Origin of the sequence: Cognatundibacterium rugosum, assembly GCF_014284365.1 — a bacterium.
GTDB classification, from domain to species: Bacteria; Pseudomonadota; Gammaproteobacteria; order Burkholderiales; family Burkholderiaceae_D; genus Undibacterium; species Undibacterium rugosum.
Genome location: NZ_JACOGG010000010.1, coordinates 125,565 through 141,216, shown reverse-complemented (window position 1 = coordinate 141,216; position 15,652 = coordinate 125,565). Strand labels below are relative to the sequence as shown.

Sequence of the window (15,652 nt, the reverse complement as noted above, 5' to 3'; positions counted from 1 at the left end):
AGGTGTTCTGTCCTGAAGGCATGGAGAGATAGTTGAGTAATAATTTCTCTTCATGCCTTTGGGCGCACCGTCGGGTATGTTGGTGCTTTGGAGTAGGGGTTGCCAGATCGAGAGTCTGGCGAGGTAGCTCATCTGAAACAGATCCGATCGCGAACTTGGCTTTATCCTTCTTGTGGCAACGTTGACGGCTTTGTCCGTTTTAATGTGCCTACGACCTGCGTGTGTCACTGTGCTTTAATCGGATGCTTCGTCGATTCATGCCAGCTTCTTTCATTGTCGCTCATGTAAAGCTAACCATATTGAGCCGTATCAATTTTCCTGCAAATGCAGGTCTGTACAACCAGTTTTAATAAGAGAGAATTGCATTGTGCTGAACAAATTAGTCACCAGAACTGAAAACTGGTTCTTCTCACACCGCGCGCTGACCTTGGGGGTTTTGCTTGTCCTCACTGCGGTCATGGCATTCTTTGCGGTTCAACTTCGTATGGAGGCTGGATTTGAAAAGCAGATGCCAGTCGGTCACGAGTACATCAAGACCTTTCAGCAATATAAGGCGGAGCTGTTTGGAGCAAACCGCATAACGGTCGTGGTTCGCGCCCGCAACGGTACGATTTGGACCAAAGAGGGCTTATCGCGACTTCATGACGTTACCCAGGCCGTGACTTTCTTGCCTGGTGTCGATCGCCCCAACATGCAGTCACTATGGACGCCGAATAGTTTTGTCACTGAAATCACTGAAGAAGGTTTGCGTGCCGACCCGGTAATTTCCGGCGCCATCACACCGGAAAGCCTGACTCCAGAGATTATCGACGGTATACGTAGAGGTACAAACCAAGGGGGATTTATAGGTCAACTGGTATCGCGCGATGAGCGCGGCGCCATGATTACCGCCGAATTGAATGAAATGACGCCGGATGGTAAGACGATCGATTATGTCGCCTTCAATCGCTTGCTCGAAAAGGATATCCGCAGCAAATTCGAAGATGCCAATTACGAAATCCAGATTATCGGCTTCGCCAAACAAACCGGTGACATCGCCGATGGTGCCTCCGGTGTGCTGGTATTTTGCAGCATCGCATTGTTGTTGACCGGGCTCGCGGTGTACTGGTATTGCCATTCGGTGCGCCTGACTGTGCTCGTGATTTTGTGCTCACTGACATCACTGATCTGGCAATTTGGCGCATTGCGTTTGATTGGTTATGGACTTGATCCGCTTGCAGTCCTGGTTCCTTTCCTCGTGTTTGCTATCGGCGTATCGCATGGAGTCCAGCAGATCAATTTCTTTGTGCGTGGCCTGAGCAGGGGATTGAACGTCATGACAGCGGCACGAGCCAGTTTCAGCGGGTTGCTGATCCCAGGTGTTCTGGCTTTAGTTACCGCCTTGGTGTCATTTGTGACCCTGTTGTTGGTGCCAATTCCCATGATCCATGAACTGGCGATTACAGCATCGTTGGGCGTAGGATTCAAAATTGTGACTAACCTGATCATGCTGCCCGTGACGCTTTCCTGCTTGAAATTCGATCAGGCCTTTGCGGAACACGCAGATAAAAAGCGTGCCCAGCGTATACGCTGGACCAAGACACTATCATTTTTTGCTAAACCCAAAGCTTCGCTGATTACGATTTTCGTTGCTGCATTAGTTTTTGGTGTTTCTATATATGAAAGCCGAAATCGCATCGTTGGAACGCTGGAACCGGGTGCACCGGAGCTACGTTCCGAGGCGCGTTTTAACCGGGACGCAACCTCAATAGCTGGCAGTTTCGACATCGGGCTGGACTGGATCTCGGTAGTGATGGAGTCTCCACACGATTCCTGCGGTAATCCGGCGGTCGCCGATTTTGTGGATGACTATACTTCGCATATGCGCGGTGTTCCCGGAGTGGCATCGGTCAATTCGTATTCGACGGAAATACGCAAGATCAATGAGGGGCAGAACGAGGGCTATCCGAAAATGCATGTAGTGCCGATCGACGGTGGAAATGACGCCAGCATCAGCACAGAGGTTGGGCGTATTCGCGGGCATGCCAACGCCGATTGCAGCATGACGGCGGTCCATCTCTATCTGACCGACCACAAGGCGACCACTCTTAAAACCGTGTTGGCGGAGACCAAGTCTTTCGATGCCGAAAATCATGTGGCTGGCATTCACATACGCCTTGCCGCAGGTAACGCCGGCGTATTGGCCGCTATCAACGATGAGCTTGAACAGTCAGAGTTGCCGATGCTGCTGTATGTCTATCTCGCGATTGTTCTTCTTGTCTTTGTAGTCTACCGCGATTTCCGTGCGATGCTTGCATGCTGTTTGCCCCTAACGATAGGAACGTTTATTGGCTACTGGTTCATGGAATATTTCCAGATCGGACTGACCGTGGCTACGTTGCCGGTGATGGTGCTTGCGGTTGGTATTGGCGTCGATTATGCCTTCTACATATACAACCGCTTAACTTTGCATCTTGCACAGGGCGACGGAATACATGTGGCGATGGAGCGCGCTTTGGAGTTTGAGGGGATGGCAACAATTTTTACCGGCCTGACGCTGGCGATCGGCGTAGCGACATGGTCGTTCTCACCACTCAAATTCCAGGCGGATATGGGAAAACTGCTGTCCTTTATGTTTGTCACAAATTTAGTCATGGCACTGACTGCCTTGCCGGCGTTGGTCGTACTGCTTGAAAAGTTATTTCCGCGTCGCAGCCCGGTCCGTGCACCGGGACTGTTTGCCCATTAATTTGAGGGTGTTTGCATGTTTAGATTTCGTTTGTTTTCTTATGAGCGGATACAGAGCCGCATTTCAACGTTGAAAATGTTATGGGTGGCGCTGCTCGTGTTGGCGATGAATTCCGGGTTTGCTCAGGAAAAGCCATCGGCCAGCGGTGACGCGAACACGACTGTGCCGAGCCTTAAAGTCAAACCGGCCAGAATCGCTCCGTCTGCGCAGACTGCCATGATGCTGGCCGCGGCGTCTGCGGGTTCTCGCATAGTCGCCGTCGGTGAGCGTGGGGTTGTTCTGTTGTCCGATGATGCAGGAAAATCATTTCACCAGGCCGCTTCAGTTCCGATTTCAGCCACCCTGACTTCGGTACATTTCATCGACACAAAAAATGGTTGGGCTGCTGGTCATTGGGGTGCCATTCTGAAGACTGGCGATGCGGGCGAAACCTGGCAACTGCTGCGTAGCGATACCAAAGTCGACCAGCCTCTGTTTTCGATTTATTTCAAAGACGCGCGCAATGGTTGGGCCGCTGGTCTGTGGTCGCTTTTGTTGTCCACTTCGGATGGCGGTGCGACATGGCAATCCGTGAGCCTGCCGGTTCCCGCTGGAGAATCTAAGGCAGACCGAAACCTGTTTGCGATTTTCTCGGATCAGGAGGGCGGACTCGCCATCACGGCAGAGCGTGGAACGATCGTGCACTCGGCGGACGGTGGAAGTAGCTGGACTTATATCGACACCGGATATAAAGGATCCTTATGGGCCGGCACTGTGTTGCAGGATGGTACATGGATGGTTGGCGGCTTACGCGGGACAATGCTGCGTAGCGCCGATCATGGCAAGACTTGGCATTCGTCTCCTACCGGAACAAAGAGCTCACTGACTGGCATCATGCAAGCAAAGAACGGTGCAGTAATTGCAGTTGGCTTCGACGGTGTGATGTTGACCAGCCGCGACAATGGCATGACATTCTCGATAAAGCAGCGTCCCGATCGAGCTTCGATTACCGCGGCGGTACTTGCTCAGGATTTAAATCCGGTGACATTTTCCCAGTCAGGGCCAATGAAAGATGTAGGCGACACCGTAAATTAAGGAGAATTCGAGAACGCTTGACCGGCAGATCCTATGCAGGAGTGCCGGTCGGTGTTCTTGTTTCGACGTTTCAACATCATGCGATAGGCAAACAGGCGCGCTTCCTTATGTGTCGCCAACTAATCCACATTTTTTTTCAAGCTTGTTGCTTTAACTGCTCTTGCTCGGCCTCAGCCAGCAACCAGTTGAATACTTCTAATACAATTTTCGCACGCGGTTCTCCGGCAACGCGCGATAGCCACCACGTGGTTCCAGGGACGCGTGGGTAATCGGGCAAAATTTGCAATCGTCCGCTGTTCAAATCGTCTCTGGCAGCTAAACGGGAAAGGCAGGAGATGCCTCGGTTACGCAAAACGGCATCCAGTAGCAGGCGCTGATCGTCGTAAATTCCACAATTGCGAAACTTCGACAACTGATTACGGAAAATGACCGCAGTGGGATCATCGGTCAGACTTTTCTCGAGACACACCATGCCGGTGTGCAGGTGATGGTGTGTCAGCGGAACGTTGGATAACTTTGCTGCCATGTTCGCGCTAGCGACCACAACCCACTCATCTTGCAATAGCGGTTGTTCCATCAATCCTAGCTGTTGAATCGGACGGTCGCCTATCGTGATATCGACGTTGACTTCATCGATATAACGTGCCGTTTCGTCGGTTGAGAGCATAGGGCACAGGTCGGGGATGAGTAGTTGTAAGCGATCAATTTGCGGCTGCAGCCAGCCGTGCAAAAGCGGAGCGGGGCACACCAGCACGACCAGCCCCGGATCCAGGTAGGTTGCAATTCTTCCCAAGCCGCTGCGCAAAGTATCCAGCGAAAGCAATACGCAACGCTGCAAGACCTCTCCTGCGATTGTCAACTCAACGCCACGTCCTACACGACGAAATAAAGCCATGCCGACATGTTCTTCCAATTGCTGAATTTGGTGGCTGACGGCAGATTGCGAAAGATGTAGTTCATCAGCCGCCCGCGAAAAATTGCCATGACGCGCTGCAGCTTCGAAACCCGTAAGTAGTTTTAATGATGGAATTCGCATGTCCGGGATAAAAAAAAGGATGGCTCAACAGTCGTCAAGAAAAGGAAATAATTACTTAACGATGACTAGAAAAAATCAAAGAATTATTGTAAGCGAAGCCTTGATTCCGAGTCTCGTCTAAAGTCAGAAATTTTTTCTCTGCCTATTAATCAAGGCATCATTTTCCAAAAAAAAATCCATTCGTGAGTGTTGATATCCACATATTGATATGTCTAAAAATGATCAATGTATCGGAAATTTATCAACAATGGCTGCATAAATTTTATGCCAATATTTGGTTATGGAAAACACGCTTTTCGTTCCTTAAAAAGGACGCTTGGCAAGCGGGTAAACCTGATGGCTATCGCATCTTTTTGTGCGTTTTTGGCGGTAGAAAGTACCACGAAATTTCGTGGGTTGCTGTCGCGGGTGATCGCGATGGATATTATTAATCGTAAAAAAATTACGTCCATAAATTGGGATGTCCAATAGGAGAACGAAATATGCATGAGATGGAAAATACAAAAAAATACTCGCGTCGTGATTTTGTTAAACTAGCGAGTGCTGGTGTGACAGGTGTCGCGATGTCAGGTATGACCGGTAATGTACTAGCGCAAATCACGACAGCAACAAGCGGAATATATTTTGTTCCGGATGAAAATCTTCCACATACCCGCACCTGGATGGCATGGCCATCCAGTACTTCGATTTGGGGCAGTCTGCTTACCGGAATACAAGCGGATATCGCTCTCCTGGCTCGCACTATCGCCAAGTATGAACCGGTCTATATGGTTGCCAACGGCTCGAGCAACGCGAGTGTTGCGAAAAGCAAGATAGGTACGACGGTTTTCCCTGTAACGATTATTCCTACGATTCCAAATGACGATTGCTGGATGCGTGATTTGGGCGCAATATTCCGTAAAGACGGTGCTGGTGGCTTGAATTGTTTTGGCCTGAATTTCAACGGCTGGGGCAATAAACAAACGCATGCGAAAGATGCGCTGGTTGCAAAATCGATGGCCTCTTATCTGGGACTGAATTTTACTGCCTCAACAGTCGTAGGCGAAGGCGGCGGTGTGGTGGAAGACGGCGACGGCACTTTGCTGGCCAATGAGAGTTGTTGGGTCAATTCCAACCGTAACCCTGGTATGAGTCGTAACCAGATCGAGGCAGAGTTGCTCAAGCAGTATGGCGCGAGCAAAATGATCTGGTGCAAGGGTGTGATAGGGCAGGACATTACGGACGACCATTGCGACGCGACTGTTCAATTCACGCAACCTGGCACCGTAGTTGTTCACGTGCCGGACCCTTCCAATACCGACGCATTTGCTGCGAACGCCGCCCAATGGCTGCAAACATTGAGTACATCTACTGATGCCAAAGGACGTGCATTCAACATCATTAAGTTGCAGGCGCCGAAAGCAACATCCAAGACCATGTTGGCGAGTTACATCAATTACTGTGTTACCAATAATGCGGTAATCAACGTGGCGATTGGTGCAATTTGCAATGACCCGGCCAAGGATGTAACGGTCAAGGCGCAGTTGGCTGCCGCTTACCCAGGCCGCACCGTCGAGATGCTGAAATTGCCGACGCTTTACGGTCAAGGTGGCGGCGGCATTCATTGCGTCACACAGCAGCAACCAATACCATGATCGAACCGCCCTGGAGTCATGTGATTTCATCTTGATTTCAAATCGGCGAAGTTGAGTTTTTCTATCCCCTTCTGTCTGAAAACGGGCGAGGGGGATTTTTTTTTGCTACTGCATCTGTAACGCTGAATGTCGGTTGAAAAGATATGAAGCATGTCAGTAAGATAAGTGCAAATTAATAAATATTCACAGAATCTAGCGGAAAGATATGAGTAAATGTGAATAGTTTCCACAAAACAACTCAACCTTGAATTCTCAGATTTGTGTCAGTATCAAAGCGGTCTCTTAAAGGTTGGATTACGTTCGACATGGTGCTTATCGACACGCTGGCACTAAAAAAAGTAGCCATTTTGTGCCGCTGTCCGCATCAAGATTGAACGCAGATTCCATTTATCGCTTTAGAAAACGCTTATTAATTGAAATCCAATGGAGGGGAATAACATGAATAACATTAAGTTTGCCAAGGAAGAGCAATCACGCCGCGCGTTTATGAAGCTCGCGGCCGCAGGTCTGGCAGGTGCCGCAATGTCCGGTGTTGCCGGTGATGTACTGGCGCAAGTTGCGTCTGCATCAAATGGCTTTTTTGTGCCTGACGAAAGCCTGCCTCATACTCGTACCTGGATGGCGTGGCCGTCAAGCAAGCGAATCTGGGGCAGTCTGCTTTCGAAAATACAAGATGACATCGCGCTTCTGGCTCGTACTATTGCGAAGTACGAACCCGTCTATATGATCGCCGACGGTTACTATAACCGTCTCGATGCCGAATACCTGATTGGTTACACGAATTATCAGGTGACAGTGATCGACACTATCCACAACGATGATTGCTGGATGCGCGACATCGGGGCAGTGTTCCGCAAAGACGGCATGGGTGACCTGGATTGTATCGGCTTCAATTTCAACGGCTGGGGAAATCATCAGACTCATGCCAAGGACACCTTGGTTGCAAGCCAAATGGCTGCTTATCTGGGGCTGAATTTTACTGCCTCGACAGTCGTAGGCGAAGGCGGTGGTGTAGTGGAAGACGGCGACGGCACTTTGCTGGCAAACGAAAGTTGCTGGGTCAATCCCAACCGTAACCCTGGTATGAGCCGTGATCAGATCGAGGCGGAGTTGCTCAAGCAATATGGTGCAAGCAAAATGATCTGGTGCAAGGGTGTGATAGGGCAGGACATTACGGACGACCATTGCGACGCGACGGTAATGTTTACCCAGCCAGGTACCGTCGTTATTCATGTTCCCGACCCTTCGGAAACAGGTGCATTTGCAGACAATGCAGCCGAATGGATACAAACTCTGAGTACCTCTACTGATGCGAAGGGGAGATCCTTCAATATCATTAAGCTGCAAGCACCGAAAGCGACGTCGAAGACAATGTTGGCAAGCTATATCAATATGTGTGTTACAAATGGTGCAGTGATCAACGTAGCGATAGGTGAGATTTGCAATGACCCAGCCAAAGACGATGCGGTTCGTGCCCAGTTGGCTGCCGCCTATCCAGGCCTCACCATCGAAATGCTGAGACTGCCGACATTGTATGGCGAAGGTGGCGGCGGTATTCACTGCGTTACACAACAACAACCTATGCCGTAAATGAAACGCGGTTTTTTAATTCGGTAAAAATGCGCTTGCACAGCATTAATGTGTTGTGCAAGGCTGCGCTGCACTTATAGAGAAATCGACATTGCCAAATCGGGAAAGCAGGAAAATTCGTTTTATCCACGTACGACTGATAGCGCATTCAAATGCGAAACCTGATGGGTTTGCACCTCAAACTTACCGCGAGAAGAAAAAATATGATGTCATCCATGTTATCTGGCCGACGCTGGATGTTGATCTGTTTGGCAGGCGTGATTGCGGGAGTGCTTTGGTATTGGCAAGACGAACCGGAACCGACTTCACCTGCACAGGCTAAAAATCTCCTTTCGTCACAGGGGCGTTTTGGTCCCGGGGAATGGAAATCGTCGAACGCCGGCCGAGGCATGTATGTTGACGCCCTCGTGCCGCGCGGATTGGAGACAACGCCTGATCAACACTTGGTCATTAACCAGGCCTTGCATGAAATCATGGATTATTTCCTGTTGAGCGGTAGGGATGGTAACCGCGATGTGCATGCGAAAGCTTTGCTTCTGTATTTTCAGGAAAAGTTGCCGTCTCCTGCATATCAGGACGCTTTGTCAGTACTGCAGCATTACCTTGGCTATATGGACGCGCATGATCAACTACTGACTGGGCAAACCTTTCCTGCGCGAGCAAGTGAACTTAACGAACGCGATGTGCAGCGCTTGTTGACCTGGCTTGAGCAAAGGGAGCGATTGCGTCAGAGTCTATTGGGCGTACAGGTAACGCAAGTCTGGTATGAAGAGGATGATGCGCAACTTAAGTTAACGCTTAACTATTTGCGTAACGCTGCAATAAGTGGTGGGCATGCCAGGTTTGCACGCGGCATGCAAGATGCGCTGGCTAATGTGGGTAAAAGTTTCCAGAGCGTGATACAAGAGGCACGTAAGAAAACGGATGGGCATTGAATTGGCGGATTCGAGTGCGCTGAAAATTCAATTCACCAATGTTGCTGCTGGATCGGCTGTGCTCTCCCTGATAAGCGCCAAGAGATACAGTCACCCTGCGCGAAGCGATTCTATTCCAAAGACAAGCGTATTATTTTACGTTATGAGAGGGCTGCGCTGTGCTGCTTTGGGATAGCGATTTATTTAGCGTACTTCCTTGCACCCGCGACGCACAATACTGCGGCGATCGTCGTTACCAGCATCATCCAATTCACTTTTTCATTGAGTAAGACTGAGGCTAAACCAAGTCCCATAAAGGGCTGGAGCAACTGAAGCTGACCGACAGCCGCGATGCCACCCTGCGCCAAACCGCGATACCAAAATACGAAACCGAGCAGCATGCTGAACAGAGATACGTAGGTGAGGCCTATCCACGCTGCCGCACTCACATGATTGAACGACGTGGGCATGCTCAATAATGCGACCGGTAGCATAATGGGCAGCGATAGTAACAGCGACCAACTGATGACTTGCCAGCCTCCCAACGCGCGGGAAAGGCGTGCGCCCTCTGCATAACCCAATCCACACACGATGATGGCGGCCAACATGAGCAAATCGCCTTTTAGCGATGCCTCAACTCCGCCCATCACCGCGTAACCGCCGACGAAAGCAGCTCCGGCGATCGAGAATAGCCAGAAGGGGGGACGGGGGTGCTCGCCGCCGCGAATTACGGCAAAGCTGGCCGTACATAATGGCAACAGTCCCAGGAAGATGATCGAATGCGCCGACGTGATATGTTGCAGCGCCAGCGCGGTCAGTAGTGGGAAACCGACCACGCCGCCTAGCGCGGTGAATGCCAGAGAAGGCACATCCGTGGCGGTTGGGCGAGGTTGTCGAAGTACAAGCAGAAGTGCCAGGCCTAACATGGCAGCAAAGCTGGCCCGCGCACTGGTTAAGAACGTAGGGGAGAAGTCAACGACTGCGACACGCGTTGCAGGCAAGGATCCCGCAAAAATGGTCACTCCGATAAACCCGTTGATCCAGCCATTTTTGTTATTTTTTGTATTAGTTCAGACTTGATCTGACACATCGACTTGAAAAGATGAGAGTTACCGGTTTAGATATGGGTGTCGAATCCTACTAAACCGAAAAAAAGGTAACTCTCATGCTACATACTAACAACCCTATTATCAAACATAAAGCTGGTTTGCTCAATTTAGCTCAGGAATTGAACAATGTTTCCCGAGCATGCAAAGTAATGGGTGTTTCACGCGACACTTTCTATCGTTATCAAGAGTTGGCGAATGAAGGTGGCGTTGAAGCGCTGATTGATAAAAGTCGGCGTTCTCCAAATCTTAAGAATCGGGTTGACCCCACCATTGAAGACGCAGTTAAAACCTATGCGATTGACTACCCGGCGCACGGGCAGCATAGGACGAGCAACGAGTTAAGAAAGCTTGGCATCTTCGTTTCTGGCAGTGGTGTCAGGTCAATTTGGCTGCGTCATGATTTAGAGAATTTCAAGAAGCGACTCAAAGCATTGGAGGCCAAAGTTGCCATCGAAGGTATCTTATTAAACGATGCACAGATCGCTGCGTTAGAAAAGAAGAAGTATGACGATGAGGCCTGTGGTGAAATAGAAACGGCACATCCAGGCTATCTGGGGTCACAAGATACCTTCTACGTTGGCAATCTCAAAGGTGTTGGTCGTATCTACCAACAGACTTATGTTGACACCTACAGCAAGGTAGCGCATTGCAAGCTCTACACCAGCAAAACACCGATTACTGCGGCTGATCTGCTCAACGACAAAGTCCTGCCGTTTTACGAGGCCAATGAGCTTGCCGTATTACGCATTCTCACCGACCGAGGAACAGAATATTGCGGCAAAGTTGAACAGCACGATTACCAGCTTTATCTCGCTATCAATGACATTGACCACACCAAAACGAAAGCAATGTCACCGCAGACAAATGGCATTTGCGAGCGCTTCCATAAAACGATTTTGCAGGAATTTTACCAAGTCACATTCCGCAAAAAGATCTACACGACACTGGAGGAATTACAAAAAGATCTGGACGCTTGGCTCATTTACCATAACAATGAACGAACTCATCAAGGCAAAATGTGTTGCGGCAGAACGCCAATGGATACTTTGCTTGACGGGAAAACGATTTGGATCGAAAAGAATTTGACTCAAATCTAATCTGACAGACACCCTAAAAAAACCGGTAACTGTCAGATCGGATCTGAGCTAGTACATATTTTTCAATGAAAACTCCGTCATAGGCATCAATTCTTCGTCAATTAAACCCGTACGAGCTTGAGCGTATGTTGAGGCGCCTTCCCGGTGATATCCTACGCTTTCGCACGCTATACGTAGGGATGGGCCTGGGCTTAACCCATACTCTCCTTAAGTAAATTGTTTGCTCACGCATCAAAAAAGAGGAGGGCTCTTCTCGCAGCCCTCCTCGGTCAGAACGGTAGAAATGTCTTCGCTGGCCTTGCCTGCCGGAGCACTACGATTGTGATTACGCTGTGACCCCGGCGCTCGCGAGCATCGCGCCAAGCAACACCTGGCATCCCGCAGCCAAATGTTCTGGTTGTGCGTCTTCAATCTCGTTGTGGCTTACACCGTCTTTGCAAGGTACAAAGATCATTGCGGTTGGCGCTACTGCTGCGATATAGACCGCGTCATGGCCGGCGCCGGTGACGATATCCATGTGGGTAAAACCGGCTACAGCAGCGCTTGCGCGTACCTGATTTACCAAGCGAGTTTCAAATGGCGTTGGAGGGAAGTACTGCACATCCTTTAAGGTGACCGTCAATCCAAACTCCTTTTGTACCGTGACACAGGCTTCGCGCCATCGTGCGTCCATATCGCTCAGTACAGCGACGTCCTGGTGGCGCAAGTCGACCGTAAAACTGACTTCTCCCGGTATGACGTTACGTGATCCAGGATGCACCTGAACGACGCCGACTGTGCCGCGCCCATGAGGCTGATTGGCATTGGCAAGATGGATCACTTGCTGCATCAGATGAGTCGCAACGAACAGTGCATCCTGCCGAACTGCCATAGGCGTTGGGCCCGCATGCATTTCCATGCCTTTTACTGTGACGTCATACCAACGCACGCCCAGCGAGCCAGTCACTACGCCTATCACGGTCTGTTCTTTTTCCAGAATCGGCCCCTGTTCGATGTGTGCTTCAAAATAGGCACCAATAGGCCGTTCGCCGACTGGGGCCTGGCCGGCGTATCCGATTGCGCGTAATTCGTCGCGCACCGATTTACCCTGCTGGTCGCGAGCGTTCAAGGCCGTCTCCAGCGGGAACTTTCCGGCGAATACGCCTGAACCCATCATGACCGGCACGAAGCGTGAGCCTTCTTCGTTGGTCCATATCGCCAGTTCCAGCGGTGCCTCAGTCACGACATCGTTGTCGTTCAATATGCGCATGACCTCCAAGCCAGCCAATACGCCGTAACATCCGTCGAATTTGCCGCCCGTTGGCTGGGTATCGATGTGGCTACCTGTTACGATAGGCGGTAGCGTGCTATTGCGTCCTTCGCGGCGGCCGAAAATATTACCAATCTGATCCACACTGATTTTTAGTCCAGCCTGCTCCATCCAGCTAACGAGCAGATCGCGGCCTTTCCCGTCAAGCTCTGTCAGCGCCAGTCGGCAGTTACCGCCTTTTTCAGTCGCACCGATTTGCGCTAGATCCATGAGCGATTGCCACATGCGCTGTCCATTTACGGCGGGAGTATTTGAATATTGTTGCATTAATTTTTTCCTCATGTCGGTAGTTCTCATGCTTGCCGGATTTGGGCGCTCGCGTGTACGACAGCAATCCATCACTTGCAAGAAGCGCACAGCGATTTAATGTTTTTAATCTCAATCCAACTGCGCCGTATCCGCATTTCTGGCCTGTCCTGCTCACTTGTTATCCCAGTTTGATCCAGGTGGTTTTTAATTCCGTATATTTGTCGAAAGCATGCAAAGATTTGTCGCGTCCGTTGCCAGATTGCTTGTAGCCGCCGAACGGTACTGTGATGTCATCTTCCGCATATTGATTGACGTGGACGGTGCCCACACGTAAAGAGCGCGCCGCATGATGTGCTTTGTTGATGTTGGCAGTCCATATGCCAGCTTGCAATCCGTAAGGTGTCGCATTTGCTTCGCGTATCACGTCATCCAGATCGGTGAACTCAAACACTGATAAGACAGGGCCGAAAATTTCTTCACGGGCGATCTTCATCGACTGGTTGACCTTGTTGAACAGGGTTGGTGTTACGTAATAACCGCCGGAACTGACACGTGTCCGAGCACCGCCGGCTAGCAGTTGTGCACCTTCTTGTTTTCCAGATTCGATGTAACCGAGTATCGTGTTCATTTGCACATGGTCGACGATCGCACCCATTACCGTTGCTTCATCCAGGGGATCGCCCGGTTCGAATTCGGAAATAATGGACAATGCTTTTTCTAGAAATTGTTCTTTGATGGAAGCTTCAACAAATAAGCGGGATGGTGCATTGCAGCTTTCACCTTGGTTGTAATAGAGCCCGCCTAATGCTGCATGTACAGCTGCGTCCAGATCCGGGCAATCGGCACAAACGATATTCGGGGACTTACCACCCAGTTCAGTCCAGGCGCGCTTCAGATTCGACTGACCTGCATATTCCATGATTTTTTTACCGACTGCAGTGGAGCCGGTAAAACCAATGCAGTCGACGTCCATATGGGTTGCCAGCGCACACCCTGCCTCGCCGCCATAACCTGGTACGACGTTAAACACGCCGGCGGGAATGCCTGCTTCTAAGGCGATTTCAGCCAGGCGTAGCGCGGATAGGGGAGATTTTTCCGAAGGCTTCAAGATAACGCTATTGCCAGCCGCGAGGGCGGGAGCGATCTTCCAGGCTGCCATCAAGAGCGGGTAATTCCACGGAACGATAGCCGCGACAACGCCGACTGGTTCGCGTGTAATCAGCGCAAGCGTATTGTCGGCGGTTGGTGCAATTTCATCGTAAATCTTGTCGATGGCTTCACCGTACCAGCGTATGCAATTGGCCGCTGCAGGCACATCCATGCTGAGGCTATTCTTGATTGGTTTGCCCATATCCAGCGTTTCCAGCAAGGCCAATTCGTCTCCATAGTACAAGACCAGATCAGCGAATGCGATCAGCGTGCGCTTGCGGTCACCCGGAGACATTCCGGCCCAGCGCTTATCATCGAAGGCTTGCCGGGCTGCATCGACGGCGACGTTAACATCGGTCTGATAGCAACGTGCTACCGCTGCTAGAACACGGCCATCGATAGGTGAGAGACATTCGAAAGTTGCCCCTGAGAGTGCCTCGACGCGCTGACCATTAATAAAGGCGCGACCGTCCGGCGTCAATGCGGCGGCACGCTCGTGCCATTTAGTGTTTTTCATTTAATTCCTTTACTTTTCATGCGCTAGTGCGAATTGCTGCACCGTATCACTGCGCCTATAAAAAACATCTTCCATCTCGTCTATCGAAACGAGATTGCTGTATTTCCATCGAATAAGTAGCAATCGAGGAAAGTATTCGTTATCATCAAGTCATTTGACCAATGTTCTTCCATGGTATGCACATAAAAAAAGTAAGTCAAGTGATTAATTCATTCGACTGATTAATTTGTGATACAATAAGGACTTAATTTCCTGATTTATCTGTTTTGTAATGGAGTGATAATGGCCCGTGCCCGAGGAATCGAAAAAAGAGCGCAGCTCAAAGAGCAAATTATTCGTGGCGCTGTCGACGCTTTGGTGGAAACTGGATTGTCGGCAGTAACTACTAGGAAGATCGCTGAAAAGGCAGGTGTGAATCTCGCGACACTGCATTATTATTTTGAAAATAAAGATGCGCTACTCATTGGCGCACTGGAAATGATCATCGCACAGATGAGCCATGCCTTGAGTGCTGACCTCACTACGCAATTCGATATTAAGACTTGCATCGAGAATGTCATCAACAATTCCTGGCGATTGATCTTGCTGACACGCGACATCCAAATTTTGCAGTATGAATTGACGTTGTACACGATGCGTAATAAAGAGGCGCAATCGCTTTCCAAGTTCCAATATGACTCATATTGCAAGGTTTATGAAAATGCGTTCCGCCAAGGTTTTGGTAACGCCAACGAGTCGTCGCTGATTGATTTGGGGGATTTGGCGCGTTTCGTCGTTGCTGGCATGGACGGATTAATACTTCAATATCTGGTCGATCCGGATGAAGAGCGTTCTGCACGTGGATTAAAGCAATTAATCACGGCATCGCAGTCGCTGGTTTCGCCAAACTAATTTACTTGTAAGCTCAACGGCAACATAGTTTGCCGTAGTTAGAAATAAATTTTCTTCTTTACGCCATCTCACGATCGTGAGATGGCGCTGCGGCAACACTGGCTTGAACATAGTCAGAATACGTAGAGGGCGATGCACCCGTAGCGCCCTGGCCAAAATCCCATACTTCGTCCGGTAGCGAATACCGAACATCCCAGAGATGCGCTGTGGATGATGCCTTGACACGTGCCTCCAATGTGATGTTTTGAACGGTACATCAATGATATTTATGCATGCAAGAATGAGCTAGATATGAGAAATATTGATTAATGGTGTTAAAAATAGTCGCTTTTCCATTAATTTATTTCACCTTAGG

The 15,652-nt window shown here is 49.9% G+C and carries 11 protein-coding genes; 7 read left to right on the top strand and 4 right to left on the bottom strand.

What is annotated here, in order from left to right; translation table 11 throughout:
• The first annotated feature begins 367 nt into the window (after window positions 1-367).
• Window positions 368-2,728 (top strand): efflux RND transporter permease subunit, encoded by a 2,361-nt coding sequence (locus tag H8K47_RS11090; RefSeq protein ID WP_186881468.1) that lies wholly within the window; start codon window positions 368-370, stop codon window positions 2,726-2,728.
• Between the two features lie 15 nt (window positions 2,729-2,743).
• On the top strand, window positions 2,744-3,802 hold the full coding sequence (locus H8K47_RS11085) for a WD40/YVTN/BNR-like repeat-containing protein (protein WP_230405213.1): 1,059 nt from the start codon (window positions 2,744-2,746) through the stop codon (window positions 3,800-3,802).
• A 136-nt stretch (window positions 3,803-3,938) separates the two neighbouring features.
• Here the strand turns inward: H8K47_RS11085 and H8K47_RS11080 are convergent, their stop codons facing one another.
• Complete coding sequence (locus H8K47_RS11080; RefSeq protein WP_186881467.1) at window positions 3,939-4,838, bottom strand: LysR family transcriptional regulator; 900 nt, start codon at window positions 4,836-4,838, stop codon at window positions 3,939-3,941.
• A gap of 482 nt (window positions 4,839-5,320) precedes the next feature.
• Between H8K47_RS11080 and H8K47_RS11075 the strand changes: the two genes are divergently transcribed.
• From H8K47_RS11075 to H8K47_RS11065, 3 genes are all read left to right on the top strand, one after another.
• Entirely contained in the window at window positions 5,321-6,472 is a 1,152-nt protein-coding gene (locus tag H8K47_RS11075) for an agmatine deiminase family protein (protein WP_186881466.1), read from the top strand.
• Window positions 6,473-6,910: 438 nt separating this feature from the next.
• A complete protein-coding gene (locus H8K47_RS11070; protein WP_186881465.1) occupies window positions 6,911-8,062 on the top strand; it encodes an agmatine deiminase family protein in 1,152 nt (383 codons plus the stop codon).
• A 203-nt stretch (window positions 8,063-8,265) separates the two neighbouring features.
• Window positions 8,266-8,997, top strand: a complete 732-nt coding sequence (locus tag H8K47_RS11065) for a hypothetical protein (RefSeq protein ID WP_186881464.1) — start codon at window positions 8,266-8,268, stop codon at window positions 8,995-8,997.
• Between the two features lie 179 nt (window positions 8,998-9,176).
• Here the strand turns inward: H8K47_RS11065 and H8K47_RS11060 are convergent, their stop codons facing one another.
• Window positions 9,177-10,016, bottom strand: a complete 840-nt coding sequence (locus H8K47_RS11060) for a DMT family transporter (RefSeq protein WP_186881487.1) — start codon at window positions 10,014-10,016, stop codon at window positions 9,177-9,179.
• 125 nt (window positions 10,017-10,141) lie between these two features.
• Between H8K47_RS11060 and H8K47_RS11055 the strand changes: the two genes are divergently transcribed.
• A complete protein-coding gene (locus tag H8K47_RS11055; protein ID WP_186881463.1) occupies window positions 10,142-11,182 on the top strand; it encodes an IS481 family transposase in 1,041 nt (346 codons plus the stop codon).
• A gap of 325 nt (window positions 11,183-11,507) precedes the next feature.
• Here the strand turns inward: H8K47_RS11055 and H8K47_RS11050 are convergent, their stop codons facing one another.
• Both H8K47_RS11050 and H8K47_RS11045 read right to left on the bottom strand, forming a co-directional pair.
• Window positions 11,508-12,758, bottom strand: a complete 1,251-nt coding sequence (locus tag H8K47_RS11050; RefSeq protein WP_186881462.1) for a Zn-dependent hydrolase — start codon at window positions 12,756-12,758, stop codon at window positions 11,508-11,510.
• A gap of 160 nt (window positions 12,759-12,918) precedes the next feature.
• Entirely contained in the window at window positions 12,919-14,406 is a 1,488-nt protein-coding gene (locus H8K47_RS11045; protein ID WP_186881461.1) for an aldehyde dehydrogenase, read from the bottom strand.
• A gap of 282 nt (window positions 14,407-14,688) precedes the next feature.
• Between H8K47_RS11045 and H8K47_RS11040 the strand changes: the two genes are divergently transcribed.
• Window positions 14,689-15,297 (top strand): TetR/AcrR family transcriptional regulator, encoded by a 609-nt coding sequence (locus tag H8K47_RS11040; protein WP_186881460.1) that lies wholly within the window; start codon window positions 14,689-14,691, stop codon window positions 15,295-15,297.
• The last annotated feature ends 355 nt before the right edge of the window (window positions 15,298-15,652 follow it).